General features: G+C 75.0%; 22 protein-coding genes and 1 pseudogene. 16 read left to right on the forward strand and 7 right to left on the reverse strand.

The window, feature by feature from the left end; all coding sequences use genetic code 11:
- The first annotated feature begins 257 nt into the window (after positions 1-257).
- Positions 258-1811, forward strand: coding sequence for an MDR family MFS transporter (locus tag ACWEO5_RS29525; protein WP_452165249.1), 1554 nt, complete (start codon positions 258-260; stop codon positions 1809-1811).
- 135 nt (positions 1812-1946) lie between these two features.
- On the opposite strand, the gene ACWEO5_RS29530 is transcribed toward ACWEO5_RS29525, so the two are convergent.
- From ACWEO5_RS29530 to ACWEO5_RS29540, 3 genes are all read right to left on the reverse strand, one after another.
- The gene (locus ACWEO5_RS29530) at positions 1947-2069 is read right to left on the reverse strand and encodes a hypothetical protein (protein WP_452165250.1); all 123 of its coding nucleotides are present in this window, start codon (positions 2067-2069) and stop codon (positions 1947-1949) included.
- Positions 2070-2158: 89 nt separating this feature from the next.
- Entirely contained in the window at positions 2159-4213 is a 2055-nt protein-coding gene (locus ACWEO5_RS29535; protein WP_452165251.1) for a glycosyl hydrolase, read from the reverse strand.
- A 307-nt stretch (positions 4214-4520) separates the two neighbouring features.
- On the reverse strand, positions 4521-6356 hold the full coding sequence (locus tag ACWEO5_RS29540) for an alpha-keto acid decarboxylase family protein (RefSeq protein ID WP_452165252.1): 1836 nt from the start codon (positions 6354-6356) through the stop codon (positions 4521-4523).
- A gap of 649 nt (positions 6357-7005) precedes the next feature.
- On the opposite strand from ACWEO5_RS29540, the gene ACWEO5_RS29545 reads away from it, so the two are divergent.
- From ACWEO5_RS29545 to ACWEO5_RS29555, 3 genes are all read left to right on the forward strand, one after another.
- Positions 7006-7458, forward strand: coding sequence for a hypothetical protein (locus ACWEO5_RS29545; RefSeq protein ID WP_452165253.1), 453 nt, complete (start codon positions 7006-7008; stop codon positions 7456-7458).
- Between the two features lie 190 nt (positions 7459-7648).
- Positions 7649-8962, forward strand: coding sequence for a class I SAM-dependent methyltransferase (locus ACWEO5_RS29550; RefSeq protein ID WP_452165254.1), 1314 nt, complete (start codon positions 7649-7651; stop codon positions 8960-8962).
- A gap of 59 nt (positions 8963-9021) precedes the next feature.
- Positions 9022-9666, forward strand: coding sequence for an alpha/beta fold hydrolase (locus ACWEO5_RS29555; protein ID WP_452165255.1), 645 nt, complete (start codon positions 9022-9024; stop codon positions 9664-9666).
- Between the two features lie 257 nt (positions 9667-9923).
- On the opposite strand, the gene ACWEO5_RS29560 is transcribed toward ACWEO5_RS29555, so the two are convergent.
- A complete protein-coding gene (locus ACWEO5_RS29560; protein ID WP_452165256.1) occupies positions 9924-10253 on the reverse strand; it encodes a hypothetical protein in 330 nt (109 codons plus the stop codon).
- Positions 10254-10274: 21 nt separating this feature from the next.
- Complete coding sequence (locus tag ACWEO5_RS29565; RefSeq protein WP_452165257.1) at positions 10275-11957, reverse strand: nickel/cobalt transporter; 1683 nt, start codon at positions 11955-11957, stop codon at positions 10275-10277.
- 325 nt (positions 11958-12282) lie between these two features.
- Between ACWEO5_RS29565 and ACWEO5_RS29570 the strand changes: the two genes are divergently transcribed.
- The 3 genes from ACWEO5_RS29570 to ACWEO5_RS29580 all read left to right on the forward strand — a co-directional run bounded on the left by ACWEO5_RS29570 (position 12283) and on the right by ACWEO5_RS29580 (position 15495).
- Positions 12283-13728: a DUF4331 domain-containing protein gene (locus ACWEO5_RS29570; protein ID WP_452165258.1), complete on the forward strand. Its 1446-nt coding sequence runs from the start codon at positions 12283-12285 to the stop codon at positions 13726-13728.
- Positions 13729-13795: 67 nt separating this feature from the next.
- On the forward strand, positions 13796-15097 hold the full coding sequence (locus ACWEO5_RS29575) for a tetratricopeptide repeat protein (protein ID WP_452165259.1): 1302 nt from the start codon (positions 13796-13798) through the stop codon (positions 15095-15097).
- A 59-nt stretch (positions 15098-15156) separates the two neighbouring features.
- Complete coding sequence (locus ACWEO5_RS29580; protein ID WP_452165260.1) at positions 15157-15495, forward strand: ferritin-like domain-containing protein; 339 nt, start codon at positions 15157-15159, stop codon at positions 15493-15495.
- A gap of 100 nt (positions 15496-15595) precedes the next feature.
- Here ACWEO5_RS29580 and ACWEO5_RS29585 read toward each other — a convergent pair whose 3' ends face one another.
- Positions 15596-16225 (reverse strand): carbonic anhydrase, encoded by a 630-nt coding sequence (locus tag ACWEO5_RS29585; RefSeq protein ID WP_452165261.1) that lies wholly within the window; start codon positions 16223-16225, stop codon positions 15596-15598.
- 300 nt (positions 16226-16525) lie between these two features.
- On the opposite strand from ACWEO5_RS29585, the gene mscL reads away from it, so the two are divergent.
- The 7 genes and pseudogenes from mscL to ACWEO5_RS29620 all read left to right on the forward strand — a co-directional run bounded on the left by mscL (position 16526) and on the right by ACWEO5_RS29620 (position 22902).
- A complete protein-coding gene (gene mscL, locus ACWEO5_RS29590; RefSeq protein WP_452165262.1) occupies positions 16526-16945 on the forward strand; it encodes a large conductance mechanosensitive channel protein MscL in 420 nt (139 codons plus the stop codon).
- Positions 16946-17058: 113 nt separating this feature from the next.
- Positions 17059-17451, forward strand: a pseudogene (locus ACWEO5_RS29595) (aromatic acid exporter family protein); the annotation flags it as partial.
- 29 nt (positions 17452-17480) lie between these two features.
- Positions 17481-18194 carry a hypothetical protein gene (locus tag ACWEO5_RS29600; protein ID WP_452165270.1) on the forward strand — a complete coding sequence of 238 codons (714 nt, stop codon included), beginning with the start codon at positions 17481-17483 and terminating at the stop codon, positions 18192-18194.
- Positions 18195-18756: 562 nt separating this feature from the next.
- Positions 18757-20271 (forward strand): cryptochrome/photolyase family protein, encoded by a 1515-nt coding sequence (locus tag ACWEO5_RS29605; RefSeq protein ID WP_452165263.1) that lies wholly within the window; start codon positions 18757-18759, stop codon positions 20269-20271.
- An 86-nt stretch (positions 20272-20357) separates the two neighbouring features.
- A complete protein-coding gene (locus ACWEO5_RS29610) occupies positions 20358-20960 on the forward strand; it encodes a sigma-70 family RNA polymerase sigma factor (RefSeq protein ID WP_452165264.1) in 603 nt (200 codons plus the stop codon).
- Positions 20961-21019: 59 nt separating this feature from the next.
- Positions 21020-22168, forward strand: coding sequence for a MerR family transcriptional regulator (locus ACWEO5_RS29615; RefSeq protein ID WP_452165265.1), 1149 nt, complete (start codon positions 21020-21022; stop codon positions 22166-22168).
- The gene (locus ACWEO5_RS29620; RefSeq protein WP_452165266.1) at positions 22150-22902 is read left to right on the forward strand and encodes a YqjF family protein; all 753 of its coding nucleotides are present in this window, start codon (positions 22150-22152) and stop codon (positions 22900-22902) included. Before ACWEO5_RS29615 ends, ACWEO5_RS29620 begins: the two co-directional genes overlap by 19 nt.
- Here ACWEO5_RS29620 and ACWEO5_RS29625 read toward each other — a convergent pair.
- A complete protein-coding gene (locus tag ACWEO5_RS29625) occupies positions 22889-24343 on the reverse strand; it encodes a pre-peptidase C-terminal domain-containing protein (RefSeq protein ID WP_452165267.1) in 1455 nt (484 codons plus the stop codon). The genes ACWEO5_RS29620 and ACWEO5_RS29625 overlap by 14 nt on opposite strands.
- A gap of 232 nt (positions 24344-24575) precedes the next feature.
- Here ACWEO5_RS29625 and ACWEO5_RS29630 point away from each other — a divergent pair, with 232 nt between their 5' ends.
- Entirely contained in the window at positions 24576-24863 is a 288-nt protein-coding gene (locus tag ACWEO5_RS29630) for a hypothetical protein (protein ID WP_452165269.1), read from the forward strand.
- Positions 24864-25455: 592 nt separating this feature from the next.
- On the forward strand, positions 25456-26004 hold the full coding sequence (locus ACWEO5_RS29635; RefSeq protein WP_452165268.1) for a DUF4383 domain-containing protein: 549 nt from the start codon (positions 25456-25458) through the stop codon (positions 26002-26004).
- The last annotated feature ends 46 nt before the right edge of the window (positions 26005-26050 follow it).

The raw sequence follows: 26050 nt of genomic DNA on the forward strand, positions 1-26050 counted from the left end.
GCACGCACTCTCGCCGCACCGGCCGAAAACCCGAGTACATCCAGTACGAGGGCTTCCGTCCGGCACGCCGACAGCACGCACCGGACGCCGCTCCTGCACGGCAAAGGTCGCCTGACGCGGCACTAGCGGCGGACCCGCGGTCCGCGGTCCGTCGGTTCCACCGGCATGCCCGCGCCGGCGGGGCGACCGGCACGACCGACACCCACCTGTCCGGCCGCAGTGCGGTCGGCGACGACGAGAGTGACGGAAAGACACTGATGGAAGAGACCAGGTCGGCGACCGCGCCCGACATCGACCTCCACACCGACCGCATCGACGGCATCGACGGCACCGGCCCGACACCGGTCGTCGAGGAGGCCGACGGCGGGCAGCCCGGCCTGCTCGCCCTGGGGTCCACGCTGGCGCTGGGCGCCGTCCTCGCCCTGCTGAGCACGACGATCGTCGCGGTCGGCACGGGCAGGCTGTCCGAGGAGTTCTCCAGCCCGCTCTCCACCGTCCAGTGGGTCAGCACCGGTTACCTGCTGGCACTGGCCGTGGCCATCCCGGTGGCGGGCTGGGCGATGGAACGCTTCGGCTCGAAGGCCCTGTGGCAGGCCGCCCTGGCGGTCTACACCGTCGGTTGCGCGGCGGCCGCCCTCGCGCCCTCGATCGGCGTGCTGATCGGCGCCCGGGTCGTCCAGGGCTTCGGCGCGGCCATGTTCGAGCCGATCATGCTGACCCTGCTGGCCACCGCGGCCGGTCCGAAGCGGGCCACCACGGTGATGAGCCTCGTCCAGATCCCGATCACGCTGGCCCCGGTCTTCGGCCCGATGGTCGGCGGCCTGCTGATCGACCACCTGACCTGGCAGTGGCTGTTCTGGTTCAACGTGCCGCTCGGCCTGCTCTGCGCCGTGACGGCGCACTTCGTGCTGCCCGCCGACCCGCCGCGCCCCGAGCGGGCCGCCTCCCGGCTCGACGTCACCGGGCTGGCCCTGCTGCCGCCGGGCCTCGCCGCCCTGCTGCTCGGGTTCTCCCGGATGGCGGACAGCGGCGGCACCGGCTCGGCCGCGGTCTGGCTGCCGCTGCTGGTCGGCGTCGCCATGGTCGCCGGGTACGTCGTGCACGCCCTGCGCACCGCCGACGTCCCGCTGGTCGACGTCCGGCTGTTCACCACCGGCCGGTTCGGCGCCTCGGTGGCGGGCGCCTTCCTGTTCGGCGCCTCGGTCTACGGCGCGATGTTCCTGCTGCCGCTCTTCTTCCAGCAGGCCGGCGGCCGCAGCGCCTGGGAATCCGGGCTGCTGCTGGCCCCGCAGGGCGTCGGCACCGTGCTGGTCCTGCCGGTGGTGGGCCGGCTCGCGGCCCGGTTCGGACCGCGCACGGTGGTCCTGGCCGGCATGGTGGTCTCGGTGCTCGGCACCGTCGCCTACACCCAGGCCGATCCGGGCAAGGACACCGCGCTGCTGGTCGTCTCGCTGCTGGTCCGGGGCGTCGGCCTCGGCACCACGCTGGCCCCGGCGCTGTCCGCCGGCTTCGGTGCGGTGGCGCCGGAGCACACCGGCCGGGCCGCCTCCGCCCTGATCGCCTCCATCCAGCTCGGCGGGTCGGCGGGCACCGCCCTGCTCGCGGTGGTGGTCCAGCAGCAGATCACCGACCGGCTCGGCGCGGGCGGCACCGGCGCCTCGGCGGCCACCTCGCCCGAACTCGCGGCGCCCCTGACGGCCGCCTTCGCCACCGCGTTCTGGTGGACGCTCGGCATCTGCGCGCTGGGTGCGGTCGCCGCGCTCTTCCTGCCCGGCTCGGAGCGCGGCACCGGAGCCGGGGCCGAAGTCTGAGCCGGAGCCGAAGTCTGGGCCGAGTCCGGAGCCGAAGTCTGGGCCGGGGCCGGGGCCGGGGCGAGCGTCCTGGCCCGCCCTGGGCCCGACGGAGCCGGACCGACCCGCTTCGCCGGACGGCCGGACCGCCCCGCCTCAGGGGAGTTCGACCGGGTGGTACGGCCGCTGGTCGCGGCGGAGGTCGAGGGCCTGGCCGACGAGCTGACAGGCGATGCCGTGCCGGCTCAGCGCCCGGGCGGATTCGTTCCGGGCGGGCACTTTCCCGGTCGGCCCGGGCGCGGGCTCCGGCACCGCGCCACCGGCCGCTGGCCGCGGTTGCCGGTGGGGCGGTGCCGGAGGGGGCGGGTTCAGCTCGCGGTGCAGGTGAGCGTCGGTGCGGTGTTGGTGCCGGTGCGGGTGCCCTGGAAGCCGAAGGAGGCGCTGCCTCCCGCGGCGACGGAGCCGTTGTAGCCCATGTTGACGGCGGAGACCGACGCTCCGGTCTGGGTGGCGGTGGCGTTCCAGGCGTTGGTGACCTTCTGGTCGCCGCCGTAGGTCCAGGTGACCTTCCAGGAGGTGATCGCGGCGGTGCCGGCCTTGACCTTCACGTCGGCGGTGAAGCCGCTGCCCCAGTCGCTGGTGACGGTGTAGGTCGCGGTGCACCCCTTGTCGCCCGGCACGGTGGTGCCGGTGGTGGTGACGGTGACCGGGGCGGAGGCGGCGGAGGTGTTGCCGGCGGCGTCGCGGGCCTTGACGGTGTAGCCGTAGGCGGTGCCGGGGGTCAGGCCGGTGTCCGTGTACGAGGTGCCGGTGACGGCGGCGACCTTGCTGCCGCCGCGGTAGACGTCGTAGCCGGTGACCCCGGTGTCGTCGGTCGAGGCGGTCCAGGACAGCGTCACGGTGGCGGCCGTCGCGGTGCCCTTCAGGCCGGTGGGCGCGGTGGGCGCGGTCGTGTCGCCGCCCGTGCTGCCGCCGGTGTGCTTGAAGTCGCCGAGTTCGTCGAGGGTGATGACGTACGGGTCGTCGTACACCCGCTTGAGGAAGTCCAGCGAGTTGTTGTTGCCGTCCTGCTCGAAGCCGGACCAGGCCACGAAGTACGACCAGTCGGCCCGGTAGGCGCGCAGCAGGTCGGGGTCCGGGACGGTGCCGACCTCCGACAGGGCGGCGACCTTGGTGTCGCCGGTCAGCGCCAGTTCGCGGTCGTAGGTGAGGGCCACCGGGCCGTGGTCGCCGGCGGTGGGGTAGGAGTCGGCGCTGACCATGTCGACCACGTCGTCACCGGGGTACCAGGCCGGGTCCACGGAGTTCCACTGCCAGATCAGGTTGTGGATGCCGTCGACCTTGGTGAGCCGGTCGTGCACCAGCCGGTAGAGGGCCTTGGCCGACTCCGGTCCCTTGGCGCCCCACCAGAACCATCCGCCCTCGGCCTCGTGCAGCGGCCGCCAGATGACCGGCACGCCCGCGTCCTGCAGGCGCTTGAGCTGGACGGAGATGGCGTCGATGTCGCGCAGCAGCAGCTTGTAGTCGTTCGAGGCCGGGTCGGCCAGGGCCGCCTGGACGTCGAAGGTGGTGGAGTCGGTGTAGAAGCCGCGCCACCACTCCTTGCCGGGCTGGTCGATCAGGCCGCTGGGGGCGTTCCAGTGCCAGCAGAAGGCGACGATGCCGCCGCGCTTGTCCCAGGCGATGGCGTTGTCGGTGTCCTGGCCGGTGGTGCCGCGCTCCACCCGGCTGGGGGTGTAGTCCATCATGTCCAGGCCCTCGACGGCCGGGGCCTTGCCGACGTTGGTCTCGATCCACTGCTCGTGGGCGGCGTCCTGCTGGCCGCTGAGGATGTTCTTGCCGTAGTTCGCCGTCAGGTACTTCATCAGCGACTTGGCCTCGGGCGTGGCCTGGGGGTCGGTCAGTTCGCCGGTGACGGCGTGCGGCGGGCGGGCCGGGGCCGGGGTGAGGGAGATCGAGTCGATCAGGTACCAGCCCCAGTCGTTGCTGATCGTCACGGTGTTGGTGCCGGCCTTGAGGAGCACGTTGCCGGCGGTGGCGTCCGCCCAGCTGGTGGTGGCGGGGAGCGAGACCTCCCCCACGCCGCCGCCGTTGACCAGCAGGTTCGCCTTCTTGTCGCCGTACGGCCCGGCGTAGCGGACCGACAGGCTGTAGAGGCCGCCGGGGCTGTCGGGCACGGTGACCGTCAGGCTGTCGCTCGACTGGTCGAAGCCCTCGACGTAGCCGGTGCCCTGGAAGCCGGTGACCGACGTGCCGACGGCGACGCCGTTCAGCGTGCCGTCCTCGGCCTGGTAGACCTGGGCCGTACCGGTCTCGGCCGCCTGGGCGGCGCCCGGTTGCAGGACCGCCGCCGCCGGGAGGGCGAGCGCGGCCGACAGCGCCAGGCCGAGCAGTCTGCTTCTGAACTGCGAGTGGGGGGACAAGGGGGGCCTCCGCGTTCCATGGTGGGGACAGTTGACCTGGGTCAACTGCATGGGAGCGCTCCCACGAAAGCGTGAGGTGACCTGGGTGTCAAGGCACCGGGTGGATGTCCGATCTCCGCCTACGCGGCGTCAAGTAACTTGCAGGGCCTCGGATTCGGGCCCACCGGTGCCGGGGGGAGGCCCGGCCGCGCGGAGCCGTGCGTGGAACTTTCACGCCCCGCGCGGGCGGGCCCGGAGCCCCTCCTCCCGGGCGGACCCGGAGCCCGTCCGCGCGGGCGGACCCGGAGCCCGCCCGCGCGGGCGGCGGTCAGGGGCAGTTCTCGTCGACCTTGTACTGGAGGGCCCTGGGGTAGTCGTGCCGGCTGAGGCGGACGCGGGCCAGGACCGGGGCGCGGTTGAGGTCGTTGTCGGGGTCGGCGAGGTCGGCGAGGAGGGAGTCGAGCTCGGCGTGGGTGCTGAGCTCGAAGCCGTGCATCGGGTCCTTCTCGGAGCCGAAGACCTCCGCCAGCTTCTCGTAGCGCCACGGGTGCAGCACGTTGTAGAAGTCGGCCCCGTCGGACGGCCTGCCCTTGTAGTAGCAGGGGCTGACCAGCATCTGCTCGATGCCGTAGAAGCCCTCGTTGTCGAGGACGAAGACCACCGGCCGCAGGTGGTGCCGGACGTGGGTGGACAGTTCCTGGCAGATCTCCTGGAAGGAGCCGTCGCCGACGAAGACCAGCGGGCGCTTGAGCGGTTGCTGCCGGCCCAGCGCCGCGCCGGTGGCCGCGCCGACGGAGTAGCCGATGGACAGCCAGCTGTTCTGCGCCAGGTAGCCGGCCCGTTCGGTGATCCGCAGGTTCATCGAGCCGAGCAGGGCGAACGCCGCGTCGGAGACCACCGTGAAGGGCGAGGGGGCCTGCGGGTCGCCGCCGGTGGCCTGGTGCTCCAGGAAGTGGTTGACGCGCTCGAAGAAGCCGTCGTAGGTCAGTTCGGTCCCGTCCGGGTGCGCGGAGCTCAGCGAGTCCAGGAACTCGGCGGTGGTGGCCGGGACGTCCAGGCCCGCCTCGCGGGCCAGCGCGAAGTGGTCGGCGGGGAACGTCCGGCCCGCCAGCGCGGTCTGCAACGCCGGGACGAAGTGGCCGAGTTGGACGTCCGGGAAGTACAGGGCGCCGACGCTGACGCCGCCGCGCGCCGCCACGATCCAGTCGTCGCCGATGGACTGCTCGCCGTTGAGGTTCTTGGACGTGGACCACGTCCCCAGGCCGATCCGGCAGCCCGCGTTCTTGAAGGTCTCGCGGATCTCCGGCAGGCTCGCCTTGCCGTTGTAGACGCCGGCGAACCGCGGATGCCGTTCGGAGACCACGGACTTGGCGCCCACCGTGGTGCAGAACTGCATCTCGGTGGCCTCGACGAACTCCAGCAGTTCCCGCTCCAGCCGGCGGCGCACGAGCTCCTCGCCCGCCCAGACGATCGGCGTGCCGAGCCTCGTGATCAGCTCCGCCGCCGCCGCGACGGCCTTGTCCAGGATCTCCTGGTTCCGCTCGGTGAACGGCCGCTCGTGCGCCCGGAGCCGGCCCTGCGGGGCGTCGCAGGGCGCGTGCCAGAGGTCCTCCATGACCTCCAGGTAGACCGGCTTGCGCTCGGTCAGGCAGGCGGTGATCGCGCTGTCGATCTGCGAGGGGGCCAACCCCGGGTTGGAGAGCACCTGCGCGTCCACCGTGACCTGCCGGTAGACCTCCAGGTTGCTCTCCCGACGCGGGCTCATGTGGGTGGTGAGCAGGCCCACCGCCTGGAAGTTGAGCCACTGCTCGTAGGACGGCGCCCCGTTGATCGCGATCAGCGGGACGTCCTCGACGTACGCGCCGCCGACCGCGTTGAGCAGGTTGAACGCGCCCACGCTGTACGTCACCGCCACGGCGGCGACGCCCTGTTCGGGCTGGTCGGCGCCGGCGTCGGCGAGCCGCACCCGGGCGTAGGCGTCGGCGGCGTAGCCGGCCCCCAGCTCGGTGGGGGTGCCGACCCAGCGCACCGCCGTGGTCTCCTGCATGATCGTCAGGAACGGGCCGAGCAGGTCGCCCGGCACGCCGAAGACGTGGCGGATGCCCAACTGCTCCAGCCTGGTCGCCAGGTAACGGCCGACCGTCCATTCGTCAGCGCTGCTCATCGGTGTGCTGCCTCCTCGTGGTTGTGCCGACAGGGCCCGACGTCCGGGGCGTCGCGGAAGCCCTCGTGCTCCGGGGCTCCCGGCGGGAGTCCGCCGCGCCGGACCGCGGGTGCCGTCCCGGCGGCCGAAGCGCCCGCGGCCCTGCTTCGCGCGGGCGCGGCCGTGGCTGTGTGCGCGCTCGACCGCTCGGGCTCCTCCGGTGCGGACGGAGCCGATCGCACGGTGTCATCGGCCCGGGGCCCAACGTAACCAGCCCGCCCCACTGCTGCCAGCGGACATCGGCCTTCCGAAGCCTTTCGGCGAGCCGATCGTGTGCCGTCGAACGAATTCCGGGCGGCCCGGTCGGCCATTCGGCGGGTCCGTTCCCGCGCGGTGGCGCCGGGCGGTGCGACGCGCCGGGCTCGGCCGGTGCCACGACCTCGGCGTCCAGCGCCCGCGCACGATCTCCTCGGGGGTCGGCGCCGCACCGCCGAGCGCCCGCACCCCTCGATCACGGCCGAGTGCGCGTCCTGGTCCCGGTTCGGCGGCGAGCCGGGCATCGCGCGGGGTGGCCGCCGACCGTCGCGCGTTCCGGCCGCCGGCAGAACTGACGTTCGGTCAACATCACTACACTGGCGCGGTTCCATTCGATCTGAGAACAGGACGAGTCATGCGCCGTAAGATCGCATCCACCCTGGCCGCCTTCGGCATCGCCGCAGCGGGCCTCACCGTGGGCGCCCCCACCGCGTCGGCCGGAGAGTGGGGTTGCGCGGGCAACGAGATCGACACCTACTCCGTGACGTACGGCTCCACCATGTACGGCGCCGTCCACCTCTACTACGACTCGTCCACCGGCAAGAACTGCGCCGTCACCGTCGCCACCAGTGCGGGCGGGTACGGGGTGGCCAAGTACATGTCGGTGATGCTCGCCCGCTGTACCCAGACCTCCCCGTCCTCCACCTGCAGCCTCGACGACGTGAAGGTCGACGCGGACACCTACAAGTACTACGCGGGGCCGGTCTCGCTGTCGGCGGCCGGCCACTGCATCAGCGTCAGGGGCCGGGTCACGTACAACGGCCACGAGGCGGCCGGCAGCACCTACGGCGGGGTCCACTGCGGCTGACCGCTCGCACCCGTCCCGCGTCAGGTCCGGTTCCCGGCGCCGAGTGACACGACCCGCGGGGCGGGTGCGGTGAACGCCCCGGCGGGCGGCCGACGGCGAAGCACGACCGATCCGCGGGAGGCGCGGTTCCGAATCCGGGGAGCAGACGACACCGAGGCCGCGTCCCGGCCCCGCCCGGCGGAGGGGAACCATGAACACCGAACCCACGACCCGTAGCACCCCGGTACCGGGACAGCGGAGAGCGGCGCGGACGAGCGCCGCCGAGGTGCTCGAACCCGTCCTGCACGAGGTGTTCGCCGGCCCGCCGCCCTTCGGCCTGCGCCTGTGGGACGGTTCGACGACGGGTCCGGCGGACGGGCCGCGGGTGCTGGTCCGGCACCGTCGGGCGCTGCGCAGGCTGCTGTGGCAGCCGGGCGAACTCGGCCTGGCCGACGCCTGGATCAGCGGGGAGCTCGACGTCGAGGGCGACCTCGCCGAGGCGCTGTCCGACGTCCGGCAGGGCCTCGCCGGTCGGACGGTCGGGCGCCCGGCCCTCCGCGACTGGCCGGCGCTGCTGGCCGCGGCCGCCCGGCTCGGCCTGGTCGGGCCGCCGCCGCCCCGCCCCGGCGGCCGGGCGAAGGTCCGCGGCGCCCTGCACAGCCGGGGCCGCGACCGGGCGGTGATCAGCCACCACTACGACCTGTCGAACGAGTTCTACGCCCTGCTGCTCGGACCGGCGATGGCCTACTCGTGCGCCTACTACACCTCGGACGACCAGCCCCTGCAGGCCGCCCAGGAAGCCAAGTTCGACCTGATCTGCCGCAAGCTCGACCTGCGCCCCGGCGCCCGCCTGCTCGACATCGGCTGCGGCTGGGGCGCGCTCGCCCGGCACGCCGCCCGCCACCACGGCGCCCGGGTCACCGCCGTCACCCTCTCCGCTCGCCAGCACGAACACGCCCGCGCCCTGGTGGCCGAGGCCGGGGTCGCGGACCTGGTCGACGTCCGCCGCTGCGACTACCGGGAGATCGCCGCGGACGCCTACGACGCCGTCAGCTGCGTGGAGATGGGCGAACACGTCGGCAGGGACCAGTACCCCGACTTCGCCGCCCGCCTGCACGGGCTGCTGCGCCCCGGCGGCCGGCTCCTGGTCCAGCAGATGTCGCGCGGGGCCGCCGCCCCCGGCGGCGGTGCGTTCATCGAGGCGTACATCGCCCCCGACATGCACATGCGCCCGCTCGGGCAGACCGTCGACCTGATCGAGGCGGCCGGCCTGGAGGTGCTGCACGCCGAGGCGATGCGCCCGCACTACGCCCGCACCATCGACGCCTGGCGGGCCAACCTGAGCCAGCACCGGGACCGCTTCGACGCCCTGGTCGGCCGGCCCACGGTGCGGCTGTGGGAGCTCTACCTGGCCGGGAGTTCGCTGGCCTTCGCCGAGGGACGGATGGGCGTCGACCAGCTCCTCGCCCGCCGCCCCGGCGATGCCGAGGAGACCGTCAGGCCCGCAGATTGGAACGGGAACTGACGCCCCGACAGCCGCTCCGGACGCGAACCGGTGCGCAGACCGCCGAGAAGAAGAGTCCCATGCCCGCGCACGCCGCCCACCTCCCCGCCGACACCCGGTCCGTGCTGCTCGTCCTGCACGGAGGCAGGGCGGAGAGCCTCGCCCGCCAGCCCCGCCTGGGGCTGGCCAGGCTCCGGATGCGGGCCTTCGGCGCGGCGGTCCGCCGGCTGGCCGCCGACCCGCCGCTCACGGTGGTCGAGGTGAAGTACCGCTACCGGGGCTGGAACGGCGGCCACGCGCACCCCGCCGCCGATGCGCGCCGGGCCCTGCGGGAGATCGCGTCCCGGGCGCCCGGGGCGAAGGTCGTGCTGCTCGGGCACTCCATGGGCGGACGGGCGGCGCTCGCCGTCGCCGGCCACCCCCAGGTGCTCGGCGCCGTCCTGCTGGCGCCGTGGTGCCAACCCGCCGACCCGGTGGAACACCTGCGCGGCAGACGCCTCGCCGTCCTCCACGACCCGTCCGACCGCGTCACCAGCGCGGAGGGCTCCCGCGCCTTCGCGGCCCGGGCCCGGCGTGCGGGAGCCGACGTGCGGTTCGTCGCGATGCCCCGCGGCGGGCACGCCATGATCAGCGGCGCCGGCGCCTGGCAGCGCCTGGCGGCCCGCTCGGTCACGGCGATCCTCGCGGGGGAGCCGCTGCCGGACCTCCCCCCGGACACGCCGTGACGCCACCGGCCGCGGAGCCTGGGCCTGGGCCTGGATCTGAGCCGGGAGCCGGGCCCGGGCATTGCGTGACGTGACCCGGTCTCGAACGGGCGGGGACGGGACCCGTGGTGCCAGCCGGAGGGTCCCGTCCCCGCGGTGCGCGAGATGGCCGACCCTGGCTTCGCGCACACCCGGCATTCGCGGGGGGACGCGCATCGGCTTGGTGCCGGTCGACGACGTTCACCCGATCGGCTCAACGGGGGGTGCGCAGGGCCTGGTCAGAGGTGGGCCGGGTCGCCGCCGAGGCGGGTGTAGAGCTGCTGCCAGGCGCGGTCCGTGGCGGTGGGCGGCTTCCCGTCGCAGTAGGGGGTGCGGCCGTTGGCGGTGTAGTAGCGCATCACCTCCAGCACCGCGACGGTGTCGGCGTCCCGGCCCGCGGTGTAGCGGTCGGCGGGCTCGTGGGACTGGTGGACGAGGCAGGTGGGGGAGGGGGTGGCGGGCTGGGGGTCGAGGTCGCCCCGGGGCGGGCCGGCGCATCCGGCCAGGAACAGGACCGGTGCGGCCGAGAGGACGAGCAGTCGGGCGATCGCCGCCGGACGAGTGGACACGGGCGTTCTCCTGGGACGGCGTCAGAGGGCGGACGGCAGGCTGCGCAGCACCATGCCCGTACCGACGGCGAGGACCAGCAGCGCGGTCAGCACGGCGCCGTAGGGGGCCAGCACGCGCAGCCGGGCGAGCGCCGGGCGGGTGGCGAGCGGGCCCAGTCGGTGGCCGAGTCCGACCAGCAGCAGGCCGGCTCCGGTCAGGGTGGCGGCCATGCCGACTCCGTAGGCGAGCACCAGGGTCACGCCGAAGACCGTCCGGCCGAGGGCGACGGCGCCGAGCAGCACCAGCAGTGCGGAGGGACTCGGCACCAGGCCGCCGGCGACGCCCAGTCCGATCAGCCGGCGCCGGTCCGTTCGGGCGGCCCGGCCGTGGCCGTGGTGGTGACCGAGCGGGCCGTGGTGGTGACCGAGCGGGCCGTGGTGGTGCCCGTGCCCGTGCCCGTGGTCATGGCCGTGCCCGTGGTCGTGGTCGTGGCCGTGCTCGTGGTCGTGTTCGTGCTGTTCGTCGTCATCGTGCCGGGGGTGGTGAGGACGGTGGGGGCCGGTGTGGGCGGCGGCGGAGTGGACGGCCGCCCCGACGGGGACGGGCCGCGCTTCGAGCCTGCGCCGGTCGACGCTCTCCGTGGCCGGGGCGCTCCCGCTCCGGTCGCGCCGGGAGCGCAGGGCGTCCCGCAGGAGCAGTGCGCCGACGAGCAGGACGAGCGCGCCGCTGACGGTGCCCAGGCGGGCCAGCAGGCGGTCGCCCGCGAGGGAGGAGAAGGCGGTGAGCAGCAGGCCGGTGGCCAGTACGCCGGCGGTGTGGGTGAGGGTGACGGTGGCGCCGACGGTGAGCGCGTCGCGCGGTCGGCCGCGTTTCCCGGCCAGGTAGGCGGCCATGACGGTCTTGCCGTGCCCGGGGAGCAGGGCGTGGCCCGCGCCGAGGACGATCGAGAGCAGGACGGCGAGCAGGCCGAGCGGCAGGGTCAGGTGGCGGGCGGTGCCGAGCGCGGTGAGCCGGGCTTCGAGGGCGGCCAGCCGGCTGTCCGTGCGGCCGGCCGTCACCGCCCCGCTCCGTGCGGCGGGCCCGGTGCCGGTGCCGGGTCGGGCGTGGAAGGTCGCGGCGGTGACGCCTTCGGGGGCGTCGAGCAAGTCCCGCGGGTAGTCGCGCAGTTCGTGGCTGACGGACTCGGCGGGGACGTCGGAGCGGTCGAGGACGGCGCCGTCGCCCCGGACGGTGATCTCGTTCCAGCCGACCCGGCTGGGGTCGGCACCGGTCTCGATCCGGAAGTCCGCGCCGTCCCGGGCGAGTTGACGCTCGGCGTGCAGGCGGCATTCGAGACGGCCGGTGCGCAGTCCGGCCGCACCGTCCTGGTAGTCGAACGCGGCCGAGGCGACCGTCCAGGCGAGGACGGTGCCGTCGGTGGTGAGCCGGATCCGGTGGGCGGCTTCGTCGCACCGGCCGGTCGCCCAGGCGGCCCGTTCGGTGGCGCCGACGGTGCCGTCGCGGTCGGTGTCGGCGGCGGGCTGCTCCTGGAGGGTGGGGATCTCGGCCAGGTCGGTGACGGCGAGGGCTTCGACGCCCCCGGCCCCGACGGTGAGTCCGAGGTAGTGGTTGACCGAGAAGTTGCCGAGCGGGTGGGCCCGGGCGGCGGGCGCGGCCAGGGCGGTGAGGGCGAGGGCCGCGGCGAGCGCGGCCCCGGCACGGGTCAGGGTGTGGTGGACTGCCACGCGGTGCCTCCGGAGTGCGGAACGGCGGTGGGCGCGGGTGCCCCGTGCGGGCTGGCGGCGCGGCAGGGTTTCGGCGCTGGTGCCCGCACACTGTCTCGGCCGTCCGTCCACGGTGTCCACCGGCGCGGCCGCCCCGTCCGGCCGGACGGGTGACCGCGCTGGGCCGCAAGGGTGATCGCGGCACGCCAGGAGCCCGTTCGCGGCGAACCACGTCCGAGGGCGGAGGACAGTACGTGTCGGCCGACCCGCCGCACGACATCCGTACGTCCCGCATCCGCCACGGATGCGAACGACCGTTCCTGACAAGGAAATCGGAGACTCCTTGATGAGCCTTCTTCGTCGATCCACGGGTCGCGGCTCCGCCGCCCGCACGGCCGCGGTCCTCACCGCCCTCGCCCTCGGCATGGCCGGCACCACCCTGCTCGGCACCGGCGCCGGGACGTCCTCGGCGTCCAGCCACCGCGAGGCGCCGCTGATCGCCGCCGACCCGCAGGTCGACAACACCGACGTGTACGCCTTCACCAGCCCCGACAACCCCGACACGGTCACCCTGATCGCCAACTGGCTGCCGTTCCAGGAGCCCAACGGCGGACCGAACTTCTACCCGTGGGCGGACGGCGCGCACTACGACGTCAACATCGACTCGCAGGGCACCGGGCACCCCGACCTGACCTACCGCTGGACCTTCCACACCGAGGACCTGCGCGGCACCGACACCTTCCTCTACGACAAGGGCCCGGTGAACAACCTCACCGACGACACCCTGCGCTTGCGCCAGTACTACACGCTCCAGGAGCTCCACCCGAACTGCGACCCGGTGACCCTGGTCGAACACGGCCAGGTCGCCCCGTCCGACACCGGCCGGGCCTCGATGCCCGACTACGGGCGGCTGCGGCAGCAGGCCACCGTCCAACTCCCGGGCGGCGGACAGACGGTGGCCACCCAGGCCGCCGACCCGTTCTTCCTCGACCTGCGGGTCTTCGACCTGCTGTACGGCGGCAACCTCTCCGAGGTCGGCCAGAACACCCTGGCCGGCTACAACGTCAACTCCGTCGCCCTGCAGATCCCCAAGAGCCGCCTCGCCTACAAGGGCGACCCCGCCCGCAACCCCGTCATCGGCGTCTGGTCGAGCACCGAGAAGCAGAGCATGAGGCTCAGCCCCGGCAAGGCCGACCCGGTCGGCGACTACGTGCAGGTCTCCCGGCTGGGCAACCCGCTGGTCAACGAGGTCGTCGTCCCGGCCGGGCTGAAGGACGCGTTCAACGCGCTGCCCCCGTCCGAGGACCACAACCAGCCCGCCGTGGTCGCCAAGGTCCTCGACCCCGAGGTGCCCAAGCTCGTCCAGGCGATCTACGGCCTGCCCGCGCCCGCCGCGCCGCGCACCGACCTGCAGGAGATCTTCCTCACCGGCATCGCCAAGGCCGCGAACGGCCCGCTCGCCGTCGACCTCAACTCCCAGCTGATGAACCGGGACATCGACCCGAACCGGTTCGTCCCCGCCGAGGAGCTGCGGCTGAACATGTCCACCCCGGTGACCCCGAAGCCGGACCGCCTCGGCGTCCTCAACGGCGACTTCCAGGGCTTCCCCAACGGCCGCCGCCTCGGCGACGACGTCGTCGACATCGCCCTGCAGGTCGTCGAGGGCGCCACCCCCGGCAAGTTCGTCCAGGCCCTCGCCGCCGGCGACAAGGTCAACGGGCCCGGCAAGCCGTTCGCCGCGACCTTCCCGTACCTGGCCCTGCCCTACGACAAGGCCGTCAACCAGAAGTGACCACCCGTGCGGCGGCCCCGGCCCGGGGCCGCCGCCGGCCGCGCCGCCGACCGAGGAACCAACTCCCGTGCGCCGTCTCCCCCTCGTCCTCGCCACCGCCCTGGTGTGCGGCGCCCTCGCCGCGGCCGGCGGGCTGACCAGCCCGCCGCCCCCGGCCCCCACGGTGCCCGCCCGTCCGAGCGCACCTCCGCCGGGCGGCGCCCTCGCCGCCGCGATCAGTACCGACCGGCAGCACCTCCGGGCCCGCCCCGACGACGCCGCGGCCTGGGCCCGGCTCGGTGGCGAGTACGTCGAACAGGCCCGGCTGACCGCCGACGCCTCGTACTACCCGAAGGCCGACGAGGCCCTGCACCGCTCGCTCACCCTCGCCCCCACCGGCAACACCGACGCACTCACCGGCCTCGGCGCCCTCGCCAACGCCCGCCACCTGTTCGCCGAAGCCGCCGACCACGCGCAGCGCGCCCTCGACAGCGCGCCGCTGCACTGGCAGGCGTGGGCCGTCCTCACCGACGCCCGCACCCAGCTCGGCGACGACACCGGCGCCACCGACGCCGCCCAGCACCTGCTCGACCTGCACCCGGGCACCGCGTCCTTCACCCGCGCCGCCTACGACCTCGAACAGCACGGCCGCCCCGAAGACGCCCGCACCGCCCTGCAACGCGCCCTCGCCGACGCCTACGACCCCGCCGACAAGGCGTTCTGCCACTACCAGATCGCCGAACTCGACCGGAACGCCGGCCGCACCGCCGACGCCCTCGACGGCTACCGGCGCGCCCTGGCCGCCGACCCCGCCCACACCGCCGCCCTGGCCGGACAGGCCCGGGCCGAGGCCGCCCTCGGCCGCACCGACGAGGCCCTCACCCACTACGCGCAGGCCGCCGCGAAGGTGCCGCTGCCCCAGTACCTCCTCGAACTCGGCGAACTCCACGAATCCCTCGGTCACACCGCGCAGGCCGCCGAGCAGTACCGGCTGCTGCGCGCCGAAGCCGACCTCGCCGCCGCGAACGGCGTCGTCGACGACCTGACGCTCGGCCAGTTCGAGGCCGACCACGGCGACCCCGCCACGGCCGTCCGGCTGCTGCGCGCCGAGTGGGACCGCCGCCACCAGGTCCTGGTCGCCGACGCCCTCGCCTGGGCCCTGCACCGCACCGGCGCCGACCGCGAAGCCCTCGACCACGCCGAATTCGCCCTCGCCCACGGCTGGCGCAACGCCCTGTTCCACTACCACCGCGGCGAGATCGAGCGCGCCCTCGGCCGGACCGCCGAGGCCCGCACCGACCTGTCGCAGGCCCTGGACACCGACCCGCGGTTCAACCCCCTCCAGGCACCGCTCGCCCGCTCCGCCCTGGCCGCGCTGGACGCCCGGTAGGAAGAGGGTCCCGCCTCACCCGGGACACGGCGGAGGCGCACCGCGCCACCCTGCCCGCGATGCGGTCCGGCGCCGTCGACCTGACCGGTGCGGGCAAGCCCGCCATCACCGGCGTGCCGCTGTCCAACCAGCCCGCCACCCTGGAGGCCCTCGGCAAGGCGACCACCGTCGGCGACGTCGCCAAGCTCGCCCTCCAGTTGGAGGACCAGGCCGCGCAGACCTACCTCTTCGCGACCCACCACCTCACCAGCCCCGGCGGCATCGCCACGGCGGCCACCATCGCCCCCGTCGAGGCCGTGCACGCCGCCATCCTCACCTACGTGCTGGGCCAGCACCCCGTTCCCGACGGCTTCCTGACCACCGACAAGGCCGCCGACCCGGCCCTGCTCACCGTCTGAGGAACGGGCGCGGGCCGGGACCGGGAGCCGACCCCACGACCGTCCCGGTACCGCCCCCGCCGCCGGCGTCCGCGGGGGCGGGGCGGGCCGGTCCGGCGGATCAGACCGACAGGTCCTCCAGGCCGCGGGCGGTGACCAGGCGGGCGGCGCCGTCGGAGAGCTGGTAGGACAGGCCCACCACGGCGGTGCGTCCCGCCGCGACGGCGTCGGCCAGCACCCGGGAGCGCTCCAGCAGCACGTCGACGGTCTGCTCCACGTGGACGTCGATGAAGTCGTGGTCGCCGGTGCGCCCGGCGCTGCGCGCCGCCAGCACGCTGGGGGTGACGCGTTCGACCAGGTCGCGGACGTACCCGTGGTAGGCGGCGCCCTCCTCCACCGCTCCCCGGGCCGCGGCGACCGCCCCGCAGGAGTCGTGGCCGAGGACGACGACCAGCGGGCAGTCGAGCAGGGCGACCCCGTACTCGATGCTGCCCAGGGCCTCGGCGCCCAGGACGTGCCCGGCGGTGCGGACCACGAACAGGTCGCCCAGGCCGCGGTCGAAGATGATCTCGGCGGCGAGCCGGGAGTCCGAACAGCCCAGCAGGACCGCGAACGGACGCTGGGAGGGGGCGGTCTCGGCCCGCCGGGCGGCGTCCTGGTTGGGGTGCAGGGGAGTGCCGTCGGTGAAGCGGCGGTTGCCGGCGAGCAGGGCGGCGAAGGCGTCAGCAGCGGTCATCTGATCATCGGTCATGCCCGACAGCGTACGGTCGGCACGTCGACGCCTTCCTGCGGGGCCACCGGCCGGAAGCCGTCAAGCCGTCAGGGCGTCCGCCGGCAGGCCATCGGACGCACGGGGTCCGAGGGCGGGTGGTCCAGCGGCGGTCGGCGCGGGGCGGTGGCCGAGCGGTGCCGGTCGGAGGCGGCATGCGCAGGGGCGTACCGGGCAGAAGGCCGCCGGGCGCACCGGACGCGGACCGCACGCGGACCGTCCTGCGGCGGTGCCCCCGATCAGGCCCGCGCGGGCGCAGACGAACGGGGAGGATGAACGTCAGTGAAGGGTTTCCGGGGTTTCGTCCTGCGGGGCAACGTCGTCGACCTGGCCGTGGGCGTGGTGATCGGGGCGGCGTTCTCCGGCGTCGTGACCGCACTGGTCCGGGCCTTCCTCACCCCGCTGGTCGGCCTCGCCACCGGCGCGGTGGGCGACTTCAGCCGCCGGACCGTCAAGGTCCACGGGGTGGAGTTCCCGTACGGCGGGTTCATCGACGCCGCGATCACCCTCCTGCTCACCGCGCTGGTGCTCTACTTCGTGGTCGTGCTGCCGTTCAACAAGCTGCACGAGCGCTTCGCCCCGCACCAGGACGTCCAGGCGCCCAAGCGGGACTGCCCCGAGTGCCTGTCCGCGATCCCCGCCCGGGCGATCCGGTGCGCCTTCTGCACCGCCCAGCTCGCCCCGATGCCCGACCTGCCGTGACCGCCCCCGGCCCGGCGGCGTCGTGGCGCCGCAGAGCGGCCGACGGGTGGCGGGCCGCCGGGGACGCGCTGCGCCACCCCGTGCGCGCGCTCCGGTCGCACCGCGAGTCGGTCGTGCAGACCGCCCGGGTCGCGGTGGCCTGCGCACTGGCCTGGGAGGCCGCGGTCATCCTGCTGGGGGAGGACGAACAGCCCGTCCTCGCGCCGCTGGCGGCGCTGCTGACCGTCCAGCTCACGGTGTTCCGCACCCTGGCGCAGGGCCTGCGGCAGACCGGCGGCGTCGTGCTCGGGGCACTGGCCGCCCTCGGCCTGCTGCGCCTGGCCGGGGCGAACTTCGCCAGCATCGGCCTGGCCGTCGGCGTCTGCCTGGGCCTGGGGAAGCTGCTGCGCCTGGGGGAGCAGGCCACCGAGGTGCCGGTCACCGTCCTGCTCGTGCTCAGCACCGGCGCCCCGTACGCCCCCGTCCGGATCTGGGACACCCTGGTCGGCGTCGCCTCCGGCGTCCTGGTCAACCTGGTCGCGGCGCCCCCACCTACGTGGGCCACGCCGCGCACCGGGCCGCGCGGGTCGCCCACCGACTCGCCGACATCGCCCACGACACCGCCCGCGGCCTGCGCGAGGGCTGGGACGAGCGGACCTCCGACGGCTGGCTGCGCCGGGTGGAGGCGGCCGCCCGCGAACTCGACCGGGCCCGGGAGACGGCCGCCCAGGCCGAGGAGGGCATCCGGCTCAACCCCCGGCGGCTGCGCCGGCAGACCGACCCGGCGGTCGCGCTCGGGCCGCTGGGCGAAGGGCTGACCTGCCTCGGCCACGTCTGCGACCAGCTGGGGTCGGTGCTCCGCGGCCTCGACGACCTGGCCCGCGGCGAGCGCCAACTCCCGCGCGGGACAGAAGCCTTCACCGACGCGCGCGAACGGGTGCGGCCGCTCGCCGACGTCCTGGCGGCCGTCGGCGACGCGCTCGACGTCCTCGCCCGGATCCAGCGCGACCACGTCCGCGAGCCCGGGCACACCGACGACCTGACGGCGGCCCTGGAACGCGGCCGCGACCACCACGCGGCGGCCGCCGAGACGCTCTGCCGCACCGACCGCGACCCCGCCGTCTGGTCCCTGCACGGCTCGATCACGGACGAGACCCGGCAGATCCTCCACGAGCTCGACCCCCGCCACGGCCCCCACCCGGCCGCCCTGCAGCCCCGGCCGCCCCGGCTCGCGGCCCCGCGCGAAGAGAGCCCGGACCCGGCCCGGTGAAGGGGGGCGCGCCGCGCGGACCGGACCGGACTGACGCCGTCGACGCCGCCGCGCCGCAGGTGCTTGAGGCAGCAGGAGACACACAAGCGCGGGTCGGAGGGCGGGGTTCCGCGGATGGGTACGGGGTCGACAGGTACATGTCGGTACTGCTCGTCCGCCGTACCCGGACCGCTCCGTCCTCCACCCGCAGCCTCGGCGCGAAGGTCGACGCGGACACCTGCAGGCACCACGCGGGGCCGGTCTCGTCTGTCGGCGGCCGGCTCGCCCGTCGAGGTGACGGTCGGCGCCCCGCCGCCGCAGGCCCGGCCCGAGGACCGGGACCCGTACGCGGCCACCCCCGCCCCCCGGACCCCGGCCGTGGAACGGCTGCGGCCGGTGACCGCTGCGGGAGCGGTGCGACTTCTCCCCGGCCGACCGGGCGCCGACAGTGGGGGCGGAGGCGCCCGCCTCCCCTGTCGAAGGAGGGGGCCCTCATGGCCTTCCGTGACGAGTTTCCCGTGGACCGCCACCCCGGCCGGGCCGTCCCCTCCGGGGCCCGGGCCGACGGCGCGGGGGCGGCCCGGTGAGCGGGCCCCGGCCGCACTGGCTCTTCGGGGACCAGCTCGGCCCGCACTTCCTGGAGCCGTGCGGGTCCGGCCCGGATCCCGACGCGCCCGTGGTGATCGTCGAGGCGCGCTCGGTGTTCCGCCGTCGGCGCTTCCACCGGGCCAAGGCCCACCTGGTGCTGTCCGCGATGCGGCACCGGGCCGCCGAACTCGGCGACCGGGCCCGCTACGTGCGGGCGGAGACCTACCGGGAGGGGCTGCGCCGGGCCGTGGGGGAGCGCGCCGTCACGGTCCGCCACCCGACCTCCCGGGCGGCGCTCGGCCTGGTCACCGCGCTGCCGCAGGTGGAGGTGCTCCCGCCGCGCGGCTTCCTGGTCCGGTTCGGGGACTTCCGCCGCTGGGCCGACGGCCTCGGCGGGCGGCGGCTGGTGATGGAGGACTTCTACCGGCGGGTCCGCCGGGCCGAGCACCTGCTCCTGGACCCCGCCGGGGAGCCCGTCGGCGGGCGGTGGAACTTCGACGCCGACAACCGGGAGCCGCCGCCGCGCGGGGAGCCCGTCCTGCCCGTGCCCCCGCCCCGGTGGCCCGCGGAGGACGAGATCGACGAGCAGGTGCGGGCCGACCTCGACCGCTGGGAGCGGTCGGGCGAGGTGCGCTTCGTCGGACGGGACGGCCCCCGCCGCTTCGCCGTCACCCGGGCCGAGGCCCTGCGCGCGCTGGAGCACTTCGCCACCGCCCGCCTGCCCCACTTCGGGCGCTGGGAGGACGCCGTCCTGGCGGCGGACCCGTGGATGGCGCACAGCCTGCTCTCCGTCCCGCTGAACCTCGGCCTGCTCGATCCGGGGGAGTGCGTGCGCCGCGCCGAGGACGCGTACCGCTCCGGGGGCGCGCCGCTCAACAGCGTCGAGGGGTTCGTCCGGCAGGTGGCCGGCTGGCGCGAGTACGTCTGGCAGCTGTACTGGTACCTCGGCGAGGAGCACCGGCACCGCAACGCGCTCGGCCACCGCGCACCCCTGCCCGACTGGTTCGCCGAGCTGGACGCGGACGCGGTGCGGGCCCGCTGCCTGTCCGGCGTGCTGGCCCAGGTCCGGGACACCGGGTGGACCCACCACGTCCCGCGGCTGATGGTGCTCGGGAACTGGGCCCTGCAGCACGGGTACGACCCGGCCGCGGTCACCGACTGGTTCCACCGCAGCTTCGTGGACGGCTACGACTGGGTGATGGTCCCCAACGTGGTCGGCATGTCGCAGTACGCCGACGGCGGCACCGTCACCACCAAGCCCTACACCTGCGGGGGCGCCTACCTCGACCGGATGGGCGACCTCTGCCGCCCGTGCCCCCACCGCCCCGGCGACCGCACCGGGGAGCGCGCCTGCCCGTTCACCGCCGGGTACTGGGCCTTCGTCCACCGCCACCGCGCCCTGCTGGCCGCCAACCACCGCACCGCCCGCGCCGTCGCAGGGCTCGACCGCCTCGGCGACCTCCCCGAGGTGCTGGCGGCCGAGGCCGTCCGCGGGAGCGCCGCCCCCTGACCGCGGGCCGTCCGGCGCAGCCGCGGGAAAACGATGCAAGAGCACTGCGAGTGGAAGGCCGCGGCGATCGGCGGCAGGTTCGACCCATGCGAACCAGTCCCCTGCACGCCCTCGTGCGGCCCCTCCCCGGAGACGCCCGCTCCCTGCGCGCCGACCGGCTGCGAGCCCTGATGGACCGGACGGCCCGGGGCGACCGGGAGGCGTACGGCGACCTCTACGAGGAACTCGCGCCGACCGTCCACGGCATCGCGCTGCGCGTGCTCAGGGATCCCGCGCAGGCCGAGGAGGTCGCCCAGGAAGCCCTCCTGGAGGTGTGGCGCTCGGCACCGTCCTACCGGCCCGAGCGGGGCCCGGTCGCCGCCTGGGCCTGCACGATCGCCCACCGGCGCGCCGTGGACCGCGTCCGGTCGGTCCGCGCGTCCTGCGAGCGCGAGCAGCGCGTCGTCCGGGAGGACCGGACGGCTCCGGAGCCCGTGGCCGAGACGGTCGAGCGGACCATGGAGGCGGTCCGGGTCCGCCGCGCCCTGTCCGGCCTGAGCGCGGCCCAGCGCGAAGCACTGGTGCTGGCCTACTACGGCGGCTACTCGCAGAGCCAGATCGCCGCCGTCCTCGGGCTGCCGCTGGGCACGGTCAAGTCCCGGATGCGGGGCGGCCTGCTGCGCCTGCACGGCGCCCTGCGGGACGGGTGAGCGCTACGACCCGCCCCGACCCGGAGGACGACCCGCCCCGACCCGTGAGGAGCCCCGCCGTGGACGACGGAACCGACCAGGCCGATGCCCCCCTCGGCGTGCCGACCGGCACGGTCGCCCGCCGACTGGGAGTGTCGCCCACCACGATCCGCTCCTGGGAGCGCCGCTACGGCATCGGCCCCTCCCGCCGCGGGCCGGGCCGGCACCGCCGGTGGTCACCGGAGGACGTTTCCCGGCTGGACGAGATGTGCCGACTGACCGCCCGCGGCATCCCGCCGGCGGAGGCGGCGAAAGCGGTGCGCTCCACCGCGCCCGGCACGTACCGGACGCCCGAGGACGGCCCGCGCCCGGCGGAGCCCGCCTCCGGTGCCGAGCCCGTCCCGCCCCGTCCCGCCCCGGAGCCGGCCGACGCCGCACACCCGGGCGGCAGCCGAGCCATGCCGCTCGGCACCGTCCGCCCCGAGTGCCGCGGCCTCGCCCGCGCGGCGGTCAGGCTCGACGGCCCGGAGGTGGCCGGGATCCTGCGCGCCGCCGTGGACGGGCTCGGACCCGTCCGGGCGTGGACCGAGGTGATGATGCCCGCCCTGCGCGCGGCCGGCCGCAAGTGGGCCGCCGACGGCGAGCAGTACGTCGAGGTCGAGCACCTGCTCTCCTGGCACGTCGCCGCCGCGCTGCGCACCGCGGCCGTCGCCCCGGTGCGGTTCCGGGAGGCACCGCCGGTGCTGATCGCCGCCATGCCGGGCGAGCAGCACACGCTCCCGCTGGAGGCCGTGGCGGCCGGGATGGCGGTGCGGGGCCTGCCGTACCGGATGCTGGGAGCCGCGGTGCCCGCGCGGGCGCTCCTCGACGCGGTCACCCGCCTCGGCCCCTCGGCGGTGCTGCTGTGGGCCCAGCACCGCGCCACCGCCGACCCGCACCTCGCGCGCGAGGTCGGCCGCGCTTCCTGGGGCGCCGCCGGTGCGCGGCTCGACACGCTGGTCGTCATCGCCGGACCGGGGTGGAACCGCCACGAGCACCCGACCCGACTCGCCTGTCCGCGCACGCTGGAATCCGCCCTCGACCTGCTCCAGCGGGCCGTCGACGACCGGGACACCTCCGCCGCCGACGCCCGCCCGGGCACCGCCGTCCGCACGCCGCCGACAGCGCGGACGGCGGGGCGCGCCGGTCCGTCCCGGGGGAAGGAGGACCCGTGCGCCCCGAGCCGGTGACGGACCTCGCCCCGCGGACGGTGCGCCCGACGCTGCTGTCCCAGGACTGGCGCGACGTGCTCTTCCTGCACTGGCCCGTCCACCCCGCCGTGGTCGCGCCCCTGCTGCCGCCCGGCACCTTCCCCGACGTCCGCAACGCCACCACCTGGGTGGGGCTCGTCGCGTTCTCCATGGAGCGGCTGGGGCCCGGCCGCACGCCCCTCCCGTACTTCGGGACGTTCCCCGAGGTGAACGTCCGGCTCTACTCCGTCGACGGGCACGGCCGGCGCGGAGTGGTGTTCCGTTCGCTCGACTGCCCGCGGCTGTCCGCCGTGCTGGTGGCACGGACGGCGCTCGGCCTCCCCTACCGCTGGTCGCGGACCCGCTGGACGGCGGACGGGGACGCGTTGCACCTCGCCACCCGGGTGCGCGGAGCCGGGGGCGGCGCCCGGTGCGTGCTGCGCGCCCGGGTCGGCCCGCGCCTGGAACGGCCCGGCCCGCTCGCCGGGTTCCTCACCGCCCGCTGGGGTCTGCACACCCGCACCGCCGGCCGCACGGTCTACCTGCCGGTCGAGCACCCGCCGTGGCCGCTGCACCAGGCGGAGGTGGAGCAGCTCGACGAGACCCTGCTGCGGGCGGCCGGCGTGGAGGTCACCGGTCCGCCCGCGAGCGTGCTGTTCTCGCCGGGGGTGCCCGTGCGGTTCGGACCGGGCGGCGCGGCGGGGCCGCGCCGCCCCACGGTCAGCTCCTGGTGATGCCGCAGGAGTAGGTCGCGCTGCCCGAGCCGCTGTACGCCTCCAGGTCGGCGTAGTAGGTGCCGCTGCTGGTCGCCGTCCAGCTCAGCGACTCGCCCGCGCCCTTGCCGTTGTTGACCGAGCGGGTCAGGGTGCTGCCGTTCGCGTTCAGGAAGTACAGGTCCGCGTCGTAGGCGGCGGGGACCGTGCAGGTGACGGCGGCGGTCTGGCCCGCGGCCAGGGAGAGCTTGTAGTAGTCGCGGTCCGAGGTGGACTTCATGCTGCCGGTGACGGTGGCCGGGTAGGCGAGGCCGGTGAGGTCGTTCGCGGTGCCGGTGCCGTCGTTCGGCTCGGTCTCGGTGAAGGAGGAGCCGGTGCCCGTGCCGCCGCCACCGCCGCCGCAGTCGGCGACCGGGGTGCCGTTGTAGAGGTTGGCGTCGGGGGTGCCGTTGGTCACGCTGCGGGTGTAGTAGCCGCAGGTGGGGCGGTTCTTGAAGTCGAAGGTCTGCCCGGCGGTGAGGTGCCAGATCTTGAAGTTCGAGTAGGTGAGGGGCTTGCCGGGGATGGCCTGTTCGGGCTGGTGGTCGCCGAGCACGACGTAGGCGTCCGAGCCGGAGAGGGTGGCCAGGCCGTTCCTGTCCAGGAACAGCGAGCCGCCGCCCTGTTCGACGCCCACGCCCCAGGCCTTGCCGGAGGTGGTCAGGCCGTCCTTGACCGCGCGGGCGACGAAGGCCATGGTGCGGCCCATCCGGTCGCGGGTGACGAAGTGCGAGTCGTTGACGGTGTCGGCGTAGTTGGGCCAGGCGAACATGCCGGTGGTGAAGGTGACGCTGCGGTCGTAGGGGTTGGCCAGCGCGGTGGGGGAGTCGGTGCTCGCGGTGCAGGCGTCGTAGACGACGGCGCTGTTGACGTGGTGGCCGGCGCTGCCGCCGCCCGAGCCACCGCCCTTCGCGATGACGGACTGGACGGAGGACTGCAGCGAGGTTCCCTTCCAGGAGGCGTAGACGCACTGGTTGCCGCCGGCGAAGTACACGAACTCGGCGTTGCGCACGTCGATGTTGACCTGGGCGTTGTTGCCGTCGGCGGCGGAGGTGACGACGTCGGTGGTGCAGGAGTTGACGCCGGACAGCCCCATGAACACGTCGCACTCGGGGGTCTGGCTGCTGCCGGTGGACGCGGAGTCGGCGAGCACCGTGACGTCGATGCCGCCGCTCCCGCCGGTGATGGCGGCGATCGCCTTGGCGGCGGTGGCGGGCACCACGGCGCCGTCGCCGTTGAAGGTGAAGGCGGGGCCGCTCCACGAGCTGCGGCTGACGTCGGAGGAACTGCCGAGCCGGATCCGGGTCACCGAGGCGTGGGCCGCCTGCGGGGCGGCCACGGTGCCGGCCCCGGCGGCGGTCAGGGCGAGCGCGAGCAGGGTGGCCGATCTGGCGGACCCGAGGCGGGACGGGGCAGGGCGCATGGGAGCTCTCCTGGGTGTGGGGGGAGGGTGGGGCACCGCCGTGGGGGAGGGGTGCGTAGCAGAAATTACATCTACTTCTGCCTTGCCAGTAGATGTAATGCACGTTGCCCTGGCAAAGCTTCGCTCAAGGGCCGGTGGTCCGGCCGGTGCGCAATCGATGCGACTTCCGGCCGGGGGCGGCCGCGCGCACGGTGGTCGGCGGGGGCCGACGGAACGAGGAGTGATCGCCATGATGATCGTTCGCAAGCTGCACGAAGCCGGTGTCACCAGCGAGCACGCCTACGCGGCCGCGCTCGGCTCGGTGGGGCTGTCCCTGCTGAGCTGGGCGGTGTCGATGAAGGCCGAGCGGGCGGGCGTCGAACGGGCCGACCGCTGGGGCATCTTCGTCGGCGAGTGGGCGCCGACCTTCTTCGGTCTCGGCCTGGCCCTCGCGCACTACGAGGGCGGGGCGGCCGGCGAGGCGGGTGACCACCGCAGTGCGTGGTTCGACCGCCGCGCGGCCGCCGCCGAGACCGGCTGAGCGCCGCCGACGGCCGGGCCCGACCGGCCCGGAGCCCGACCCGGGTCCGGTGCGCGATGCGCCGGACCCGGGTCCTTCGCGGCGTCCGGCCGTCAGTCGAGGGCGCCGTTGGTCGTGGCCCGCGCAACGGCGATGCCGGGCACGCGGCAGGCGTCGAGGACCTCGCCGTACGAGCCGCCGTCCGTCGGGGACCGGAGCGCGGCCCGAACGGCCTCCTTCGGTCCGGGGGCGGACTCGGAAGACGCCGGTCCCGATCGGCGAGGCGCCGGTCGGCCCGACGGCCGCCTCGCCGAGGACGCTGTCGAACGTGCCGCCCCCGTCCGCCGTCCTCGCCACCGCGCTCCCGCCTCCTCCGCGACCTCGCGCACCGGGCGCCGCTGCGCCACCGCGCACCGTGCGAGTTCGATGGAGGGCTTGTAGCCGATGACCGGGTCGAGCGCTGCCGCCCGAAGTCCTCGACGACCTCCTCGGCCCCCTCCGGCGGGCCCGGCGCGCCGAACGGTGCGCAGACGATGCGACTTCCGCCCGGCGCGCCCCCCGGTGAGAGTGGGATCACGGGGAACGACCCCCGAGGCACGAATGGAGCGCTGTCATGGACTTCCGCGACGAGCTTCCCGTCGACCACCGACTCGCCAACGTCTACCGGATCGGCGCCGGACTGTGCGGCGTGATGCTGCTGGTCTTCGGCTGCCTGGGCCTGGCGGACGGCCTGGCGTTCTTCAGCACCAGCGGCGAGCACGTCGCCGGACTGACGAGCAACGGCCTGCTCAGCCTGGTCTCCATCGTCACCGCGGCGGTGCTGATCGTCGGGGCTGTCGTCGGCGGCAACACCGCCTCCACGATCAACATCGTGGTGGGCACCCTCTTCGTCCTGAGCGGTTTCGTCAACCTCGCCCTGCTGGACTCGGGGGCCAACGTGCTGGCCTTCCGGATCCCCAACGTCCTGTTCAGCTTCGTCATGGGCCTGGTCATCGCCACGTTCGGGATGTACGGCCGGGTCAGTTCCAAGCTGCCGCTCGACAACCCGTACTGGCGGCACCGCCACCCCGAGGGGACCCGGGCCGAGGCGGCCCGGCCCGTGGCGGCGCGGCTGCTCGGCGCCCCGGAGGCCCGTCCGGGCATCACCGGCCCGGGCCGGTAGCCGGACGCACGGCCCCTTCCGGCTCCCGCGGGCCCCGACCGTCGGG

This window comes from Kitasatospora sp. NPDC004272 (assembly GCF_053603035.1).

Coding starts and splice junctions, on each gene's coding strand:
- ACWEO5_RS29540 (WP_452165252.1), bottom strand. CDS start 6,356: ATGAGCAGCGCTGACGAATGGACGGTCGGCCGTTACCTGGCGACCAGG.
- ACWEO5_RS29625 (WP_452165267.1), bottom strand. CDS start 24,343: ATGCGCCCTGCCCCGTCCCGCCTCGGGTCCGCCAGATCGGCCACCCTG.
- ACWEO5_RS29570 (WP_452165258.1), top strand. CDS start 12,283: ATGAGCCTTCTTCGTCGATCCACGGGTCGCGGCTCCGCCGCCCGCACG.
- ACWEO5_RS29580 (WP_452165260.1), top strand. CDS start 15,157: ATGCGGTCCGGCGCCGTCGACCTGACCGGTGCGGGCAAGCCCGCCATC.
- ACWEO5_RS29550 (WP_452165254.1), top strand. CDS start 7,649: ATGAACACCGAACCCACGACCCGTAGCACCCCGGTACCGGGACAGCGG.
- ACWEO5_RS29630 (WP_452165269.1), top strand. CDS start 24,576: ATGATCGTTCGCAAGCTGCACGAAGCCGGTGTCACCAGCGAGCACGCC.
- ACWEO5_RS29635 (WP_452165268.1), top strand. CDS start 25,456: ATGGACTTCCGCGACGAGCTTCCCGTCGACCACCGACTCGCCAACGTC.
- ACWEO5_RS29545 (WP_452165253.1), top strand. CDS start 7,006: ATGCGCCGTAAGATCGCATCCACCCTGGCCGCCTTCGGCATCGCCGCA.
- ACWEO5_RS29525 (WP_452165249.1), top strand. CDS start 258: ATGGAAGAGACCAGGTCGGCGACCGCGCCCGACATCGACCTCCACACC.
- ACWEO5_RS29610 (WP_452165264.1), top strand. CDS start 20,358: ATGCGAACCAGTCCCCTGCACGCCCTCGTGCGGCCCCTCCCCGGAGAC.
- ACWEO5_RS29555 (WP_452165255.1), top strand. CDS start 9,022: ATGCCCGCGCACGCCGCCCACCTCCCCGCCGACACCCGGTCCGTGCTG.
- ACWEO5_RS29585 (WP_452165261.1), bottom strand. CDS start 16,225: ATGACCGATGATCAGATGACCGCTGCTGACGCCTTCGCCGCCCTGCTC.